General features: G+C 37.6%; 7 protein-coding genes. 4 read left to right on the forward strand and 3 right to left on the reverse strand.

Annotation, left to right across the window (positions count from 1 at the left end):
- Positions 1–992: MobA/MobL family protein (locus G561_RS14680; RefSeq protein WP_051584559.1), on the reverse strand; the 992-nt coding region annotated here is incomplete at its 3' end.
- A gap of 286 nt (positions 993–1,278) precedes the next feature.
- On the opposite strand from G561_RS14680, the gene G561_RS15045 reads away from it, so the two are divergent.
- The 4 genes from G561_RS15045 to G561_RS0112840 all read left to right on the forward strand — a co-directional run bounded on the left by G561_RS15045 (position 1,279) and on the right by G561_RS0112840 (position 3,928).
- Positions 1,279–1,722 carry a hypothetical protein gene (locus tag G561_RS15045; protein WP_051584560.1) on the forward strand — a complete coding sequence of 148 codons (444 nt, stop codon included), beginning with the start codon at positions 1,279–1,281 and terminating at the stop codon, positions 1,720–1,722.
- A gap of 77 nt (positions 1,723–1,799) precedes the next feature.
- Positions 1,800–2,051: a hypothetical protein gene (locus G561_RS0112830; protein ID WP_028859909.1), complete on the forward strand. Its 252-nt coding sequence runs from the start codon at positions 1,800–1,802 to the stop codon at positions 2,049–2,051.
- A gap of 86 nt (positions 2,052–2,137) precedes the next feature.
- Positions 2,138–3,037, forward strand: coding sequence for a DNA adenine methylase (locus G561_RS0112835; RefSeq protein ID WP_028859910.1), 900 nt, complete (start codon positions 2,138–2,140; stop codon positions 3,035–3,037).
- Between the two features lie 3 nt (positions 3,038–3,040).
- Positions 3,041–3,928: a type II restriction endonuclease gene (locus G561_RS0112840; RefSeq protein WP_028859911.1), complete on the forward strand. Its 888-nt coding sequence runs from the start codon at positions 3,041–3,043 to the stop codon at positions 3,926–3,928.
- A gap of 373 nt (positions 3,929–4,301) precedes the next feature.
- Here G561_RS0112840 and G561_RS0112845 read toward each other — a convergent pair whose 3' ends face one another.
- Positions 4,302–5,774, reverse strand: coding sequence for a sodium:solute symporter family protein (locus G561_RS0112845; protein ID WP_115343048.1), 1,473 nt, complete (start codon positions 5,772–5,774; stop codon positions 4,302–4,304).
- A 246-nt stretch (positions 5,775–6,020) separates the two neighbouring features.
- Entirely contained in the window at positions 6,021–7,388 is a 1,368-nt protein-coding gene (locus G561_RS0112850) for an amidase family protein (RefSeq protein ID WP_037032496.1), read from the reverse strand.
- Positions 7,389–7,796 lie beyond the last annotated feature (408 nt).

Genomic DNA, 7,796 nt, shown 5'->3' on the forward strand with positions numbered 1-7,796 from the left:
TCAGCTCGTCGTTCTGTGTCTTCAATGCATCGTTTTGTGCTATCAGCTCGTCGTTCTGTGTCTTCAATGAGTCTACGTAATCTCTCATTTTGCTTAGTTGCTCCAGCAAGTCTTTCTCGATATTGTTTAATTCGTCGCTCATCTTCTCTCCTTTGCTCTAACACGGCCTGATTGCGTGCTCGAATCTTACGGTTAGTTTCTCCCTTTTCGGTAGTAATACCTCGGCGCTCCATGGCGGTCGCTTCAACCCCCATCTTGATAGTGGGCTGCTGATCAAGTCCTTGGTCCTTATAACTACGCTCATCCATAAGCGGTAAATTATGCTGTTTAAGTCTTTGATTGGCAGTGTCCACCCAAAGCTTACGAATACGCTTGATCTCCTCCCTTGAGGAGGGGAGGTCATTTTGTTGACGTTTCTTATTAGACCACTCAAAAGGGATTTTAAATTTAGAGTCAAATGCCAACTTACCTTCAGGCCCAATCACTGGCGCGCGCGTCGTCACCATAATATGGGCATGAAAATTACGCGGGTCAGGGTTTTGCTCCCCTTCACGCAGCCGCTTAGAGCTGGGCTTAGCATTAGGATCAAAGGGCAGCTTCATCACAGGACGATGCAGACACACATCGGCAATCACATTCATGTCATCACACAGCTTCTGTGCAAACTCTAGAGCAAGCTCATGACGCTGATCTTCAGGTAGCTCATAGGGCAAATTAATCAGCCATTCACGCGCCACACGGCTATCAGATCTTGCCTCAAATGCTTCAGCAGTATTCCAAAGTATCTCGCGATCAATTTTGATATCTAATCCTTTTAACGAAGCAGGTATCACAATATCACTGCTAATCACCCCATCCTTTTTAGAATAATCATGAACCTTGCCATACTTAGCATCATCAAGAATGTCGCCAGCACGATATGCGGCACAGGCCACAGCGGACTGTCCTGCTTTTCTAGAAATTGCTTTAGTCGCAATATGCACCATAGTCATAACAGCTTGCCCTAGATTAAAGGTTTTGCACACCACATCTTTTCGTGGTGTGCGGGGTTTGGGGCGTCCCCAACGAAGGGCGATTCAGTTTTTAATGTAGTAACGTAGTGGATAGATTAAAAAATGAGTCGTTACTTCGCCCTTAGTCAGGGGGACGCAACCATCACCCATTAAAATAAAATATATCAGATTTATAATTATTCTACCTTAAAGAGTAGCATAGATGATTGAATGATGCTTGGCGCCTTGCTATGCTAGGTTAATATTAATAAAAGGAGTTGTGATTATGTCAGAATCTATTTTTGATAATCAAGAAATTAATGATTTAAAAGAGCGTCAACAATTAGAAGAGTTAAAGCGTAAAGCTAGGCTGCAACAAGTAAAGCTTGATAAGCGGGTAAATAAACAAAAAATATTGATGGGTGCTTTTTTAGGACAGGTGTTAGCAGGAGAGAGTGAGGATGAAAAATTTATTCAAAACTACTTTGCGAAAAACTTTCCACAATTTTTAACCAGAAAGTCAGACAAAGAGTTGTTTGCAAGTATGGTGAAAAGCTTGGGGGGTGATATTGGTCTAGATGAAGAGGCGTCTAAAGCTAATGATCAGTCATCTGAGAAGGAGGAGGAGCAAGTTGAGCAACCTTATAATACGGACTATACGGATGATGACATCCGTGAGTTATTCTCAGATCCGAAGATTGATGCGTTAGCGCCGTATAATCAAGGCTAAAATGTGTACTGATTTTAGCCTCTTATTCCATAATAATCACAAGAAATAAAGCAAGGTTTATAATAAAGGAAATGAAGATGATAAAGATAGAGAACTTGACGATTAATATCAATAAAATGTCATTAGAGAGCGAGGAAGAGCTTCTAGACTCTAAAATTCCAGCTGTGGTAAGGGATGAGCTTGTTAGCACCTTGCGTATTATTAGTGAAGATACAAGGTTTGAGGGGCAGACGGTTGTTATTCCTGATGGCTGTGAAAAATTAGGGTTTGCAGAAGGTGAGTTTGATTTACCGCAGCTTCTCGAGTTCTTGGCAGACATGTTAGAGTAACTAGATGTAGGTTATAAGGTGCATACGAGGTATATATTTTATGTATACCTCGTATATTTTTTTTAAGAAATAAAAAGGCGAGTGCAGTGGCAAAACCATTTTTAAAGTGGGCTGGTGGAAAAAGTCAGCTAATTCCGGAAATTGTTAAGAGGTTACCAGAATATGTATATAACAAGTCGCCCTATCAGTATGTTGAACCCTTTGTGGGTAGTGGGGCAGTGGCATTACATCTTTTAGATAGTCCACATCCGCCCACTAAAGTGATATTAAACGATATTAATAGCGACTTGATAAATCTTTACAGGGTAATTAAATCAAACCCTACCGAGTTATTGGATTATTTGAAGCTTATTCAAAGTGAGTACGATAAGCTTGAAGACAAAGAGGCAAAGCAACCGTTTTATTACGATAAAAGAGATAGTTTTAATAAAAGAGATGTCAGTTCTGTAGAACATGCAGGGCTATTCATTTTTCTAAATAGGGCTGGCTTTAACGGTTTGTATAGGGTAAATAAAAATAATGGTTTTAATGTTCCTATAGGAAGCTACAAGAAGCCTAATTTTGTGTTTGAAGATGTTATTCTGAAAGCTTCACGGCTACTATCTGGTGTAGATATATGTAATATCAGCTTTGAAGGGGCTCTAAAATTAGCTAATGAGGATAACCCTGATGGGTTACCTACGTTCTTTTACTTTGACCCACCATATAAACCATTGAATGATTCATCCAGCTTTACCTCTTATGCTAAAGATAGCTTTAATGATGATGATCAGGTGAAGCTAAAGCTAGTTTGTGACCTACTAGATGAGCAAGGTCATCAGTGGCTGCTAAGTAATTCAGATACAACTAATTTTGATGTTACTAATACATTTTTTGATGATTTGTATGAGGGCTATAAAATAGAACGTGTTAAAGCTAGCCGTAATATCAACTCTAAAGGTACTAAGCGTGGGCAAATTAATGAACTACTGATTAGGAATTATTAAATAATGAAAGAGCTATACGAAGCGGCACACTTTACTCAAATGGTAAATACTTTAAGCCAAAGAGGGATTCTCCAATATGATTATTTTGTTAATTGGGCAAAGGTTTTAACCAAGATTGCGCCTATAGAGAAAGAGTTAAACATCCTAAATGCTGCTGTAGGTAAGGAAGATATTGAGGGTGCTTTGTTTGATATTTTCAAAGAGTATCCAAAAACAGTTAAAGCTATCCCTGCTTTACTTGCTATACGGGATAACTCAATTGATATTCTCATAGACAAAACTAACTATATCCATAGGAACTTTGACTTTAAGCATAGAGAGTTTACAGATGATGATTTAAATAATTTAGTCGATTTTGTTATGCATTCTGGTCTTGGCAAGATGATGCAAGACAGGAGTATCAGAAACCTGCCTGATTATTGCACAGGAGTTGAAGTAGGGCTTGATTCAAATGCTCGGAAGAACCGTGGTGGTACACAAATGGAGAAGCTAGTAGAATCATTTGTGGCTCTTTTCTGTCATGAAAATGACCTGGAATATTTACCTCAAGGCAACGTCAAAAGTATTAAAGAAGCATGGGGTGTGGACGTAAAAATAGGTAAGGCAGGTAAAAACATTGATTTTGTTATTTATAAAAAAAGCACAGGTAAGCTATTCTTTATAGAATGTAACTTTTATAACGGTGGGGGCTCAAAACTAAAATCTACTGCCTCAGAATACACAAAAATGAGTGAGTTATGGAAGGCTCAAAATATAGAGTTTATATGGGTTACTGATGGTAAGGGTTGGTTAACGACGACTAAGCCACTTAGAGATTATTTTGATGAAGGTAATTATTTATTGAACATTGATATGTTGCAAAAAGGATATTTGGAAAAAATAATTTTATAGTAGAGCCCATCCCGGATTTTTAGATGAATGTTAGTTGAATTCCTGGACAATCCTTATAACCACAACACAATAATTATCGAAAGTCAGTATTCATTATGCTGGTACAGATAATGAAAAGAGCCTTGATTATTATATTGACTAGTAATCAAGACTCTTTATTGGTCTATTGATAAGCTTATATCACACCAATCCCAACTACTCGTACTTGGGCGTAACTTTAATTGTTGGGTTTGGTATTATTTCTCATCCTTATAAAATGTATATAAAATTATTAGGTTAATCAGGAAGAAGCCTATAGTTGAATACAACCATATAGATAACATAGGATTAATCCACATAATAACTACTCCTCTCTTGTAAGGCAAAATTTAGTTTAAATGTGATCTTCTATTACAGACGGTCTTGGCAATATATTAGCTAAAATAACCATGACGCTAATGCCAATACATACAGCCCATGCGCCTGCTGCTTGTGGGCTAGGTTCAATGCCAGTAAAAACAATAACTAAATATGCGCAAAGACCAACAAGCATAGATGTTTCTGCTGCACGCTTAGAAGCTTTCTTGCGACTAAATACAGCATAAAGAAGTGGTCCCATTGTACCTGCGGATACACCAGAGATACCAATCCATATAAGATTCCCTAAGAAAGGTGGTGGGTTAAGAACAAGTAAGCTCGCTAGAATTCCTGCAATAATTACTACCCAGCGTCCAATACTCATAGCCATTCTATTCATCTCTTCATCATTTACCTTGATGATACCCCTCTTAACTAAAACCTTTCGATAAATGTCGTTTGCAAAAACAGTAGATAAAACAACAAAAAGTCCATCAGTTGTAGATAAAGCGGCTGCTAGGATAACGACAGCAACCAATGCGCCAAGAGCTGCGGGTAAGCCCCACATTACGTATTCCAGTAATGCTAAGTCAGGTGCTTCAAGGCTTGGAACGGAAACTCGTGCATAAAAACCTCCAAATAAGATAAGTAGACATAAAACACTGGTAATCATATAAACAATAAACATTTTACGCATATCATTTGGGTTTTTTAATGATAAAACCTTGTTAAATAACTGGGGTTGTGAAGCAAATGCAAATTGTATGATGAATAACCCTAGAATTGCACTAAACGCATAATAATTTGACTCAGGATGCATTACTTGAATTAAATTTAGATCTTGCGCTGCAAGGTTCTCGGTAATGTTATTAAAGGCAATATTTATATTGCCGTCTCCAAAAAGATATATACCTGAAACAAATACAATAACCCCAACAGCAGCCATTAATACAGCTTGTATAGCATCTGTATAAACATCTGCATAAGATCCACCTAAGAAAACATATGCAATTACAATAGCAGCGATAAACACCAACCCAATAGTATAATCGAGCCCTAGAATTAGCTCGAAAATTTGGGCCCCAGCTGAAAACTGCGCTGCAATATAAAAAAGATTAAATAACATGAGTAAGCCAGTACCTACTCTTATAATATCGCTGTTGTAATAATCCCCTAACCAATCAGGTAATGATAATGATTTTTGCTTTAAATTCTCCTTTCTTACCATTTTACCTACTGCTAGAAAACCTAATGGTGTAGCAATAGCCAGTGATAAATAAAGCCATAGATTACTATACCCCCAAGCGTATGAATAACCAGGGTATCCCATAAATGTTGCAGCACTCATAACTGTAGCAGCAAAAGATAATCCTAAAACAACAGGTCCTAATTGCCCTCCACTAATGGCAAAGTCTTCAATTGTCTTAGTTTTTTTTGTGGCTACAACAATGACCACAGTCATGGCAAGTAGAAATAATACGAATATTATCCAAAAGTATGTTGATATCATATACATCCCTTTTATAGTTGCCCGAATCTCAACTAGTTTTCCTAAACTATTGATTATATAAGAATTAAGAATTTATCTTATAATGTCGAATTTTTTTAAGTCTTTATTCTTCATAATTTATAAATAGTTGAGAGTGGGCTATAGTTATTAATCCCTTATAGTAGTGATATTCTATTTTCTTGCATCAAGCTCTCGTTTTTAAGGTAAAAAATTAGCAATTGTTTTCATGGATATATGAAATAATTGCTATATATTTTGAGCTATTATGCCTTCGATTGATAATGCCGCTGAAAAAAGCTCCTTCTCTCTTCCTCCTGCCATTGAAAGTAAAATACTAGTAGGCATGTTGTCTTGATCTGTACCGTTCGGCACAGCAAAGCCACACCAGTCCAGAAAATTGCCAAGTGATGTATTACGTAATATTAATTTATTTGTTTTTAGATATAATTCATCATCTTTTTCAAGAGGGTTAATTTCAGGGGCTGTAATAGGTGTGGTCGGAAAAAGAACTATGTGACTACTCAGATTTAGATGGTTTTCCTTTATTAGTTTTTCTCGCATTTTTTGAAGAACTACTAAGTCTCGTGCAGACATATCTTTAGCCTCAAGAATACGATTTAGGACACGTGGATCCATATGTGATGCTTTATCAGAGTGCACAAGGTTCCAATGAAGATCTAATACTTCTGGCCCTGTTAAGTAACCGTGCTCTTCAGAAAGAGTTTTAATTATGTCAAATTCTGGAAATGCACATCGAACTATACTAGCTCCCGAACTTTCAAGTGCGCGAACAGAGTTCTCGAAGTTTTCCAGAACAGCATCTTGAATACCCTCGAAAACAATATTATTAGGAATTAAAAACTTAAGTTTATTGATAGGTTTTGGTTTTGGTATTGAGATGGGTCGTTTGTTTAGAATATGTGTCGCACCAATACATGTTTTTACATCAGCAGCAAGGGGGCCAAGTGTATCCAGAGTAGTTGATAAAGGCAAAATACCGTCTGTTGGAAAGGAATTGCTGGAGCCTTTATAGCCGACCACGCCATTTAATGAAGCAGGGATACGTATAGACCCTCCAGTATCACTCCCTATGGCTAACGGCACTAACCCTTTAGCTACAGCAACTCCACAGCCTGAAGATGAGCCTCCAGGAATTCTGGCCGGACCGACTCCATGTGGGTTTTTAGGTGTCCCATAGTGAGGGTTGAGACCTAAACCTGAATAGGCAAACTCTGTCATATTTAGACAACCAATAGAGATTAGCCCTGCTTGCTTAGCATTAAACACAACATCTGCATCGCGAGCAGCAGGCAAATTAGACTTAAGCACGATAGAACCTGATGTCGTTATACGACCTTCTATATCAAATAAGTCTTTCCATGCAACTGGAATACCGTCCCATTGACTCAGTGGATTGCCTTCACGCCATCGCCTTTTTGAAGCATGCGCTTCTTTTAGTGCACGCTCTTCTAGTAAAACCGTGAATATTGAAGAGTCAGAAGATTTGATATTATCAAAAACCTCTTCAATTATTTCTATAGGGCAACGGTTCCCTCTCTGTATATCTGATGCTAAAGCGTCAGCTGAAATTAATCCATTTTCATTATTTTTCATAATCCATCCAAGCTGGGTAATGAATTGACTAAAAATCATTTTAACCATAGATTAAAAATAAATTTTAGTCAATATCCTTTAAATGAGGGTATACCCTAGCGGAACCACCTAAAAACGCCTTATACAACCTTAATAGACCACCTAAAATAGACCGTTATAGTAGAACCACTTATAACAGACTATTTTAGGTGTTTGCGTTTATTAGACCCTCAAACTGTCACTTCGCGAAGTACTATCCTTTTATATCTGCAACAAATCACATGCCCCTCAAGTAAAGGGGTATCCTGAAAATATACACTCTAAGTCAAACGTGTAATAATGTTCAATGATTGAACGCTCAAAAAAAGCAATTTAGCAGGGAGTGACACTTGAAATTAACAGTTACGGACGCGGCTAAACAGTGGGGTA

It is taken from the genome of Psychrobacter phenylpyruvicus DSM 7000 = NBRC 102152 (assembly GCF_000685805.1).
Taxonomy (GTDB): Bacteria; Pseudomonadota; Gammaproteobacteria; order Pseudomonadales; family Moraxellaceae; genus Psychrobacter; species Psychrobacter phenylpyruvicus.

What these genes read in the sequence shown, in the direction of transcription:
- G561_RS15045 (WP_051584560.1), top strand. Translation starts at nt 1,279, where the DNA reads ATGTCAGAATCTATTTTTGATAATCAAGAAATTAATGATTTAAAAGAG.
- G561_RS0112830 (WP_028859909.1), top strand. Translation starts at nt 1,800, where the DNA reads ATGATAAAGATAGAGAACTTGACGATTAATATCAATAAAATGTCATTA.
- G561_RS0112840 (WP_028859911.1), top strand. Translation starts at nt 3,041, where the DNA reads ATGAAAGAGCTATACGAAGCGGCACACTTTACTCAAATGGTAAATACT.
- G561_RS0112845 (WP_115343048.1), bottom strand. Translation starts at nt 5,774, where the DNA reads ATGATATCAACATACTTTTGGATAATATTCGTATTATTTCTACTTGCC.
- G561_RS0112850 (WP_037032496.1), bottom strand. Translation starts at nt 7,388, where the DNA reads ATGAAAAATAATGAAAATGGATTAATTTCAGCTGACGCTTTAGCATCA.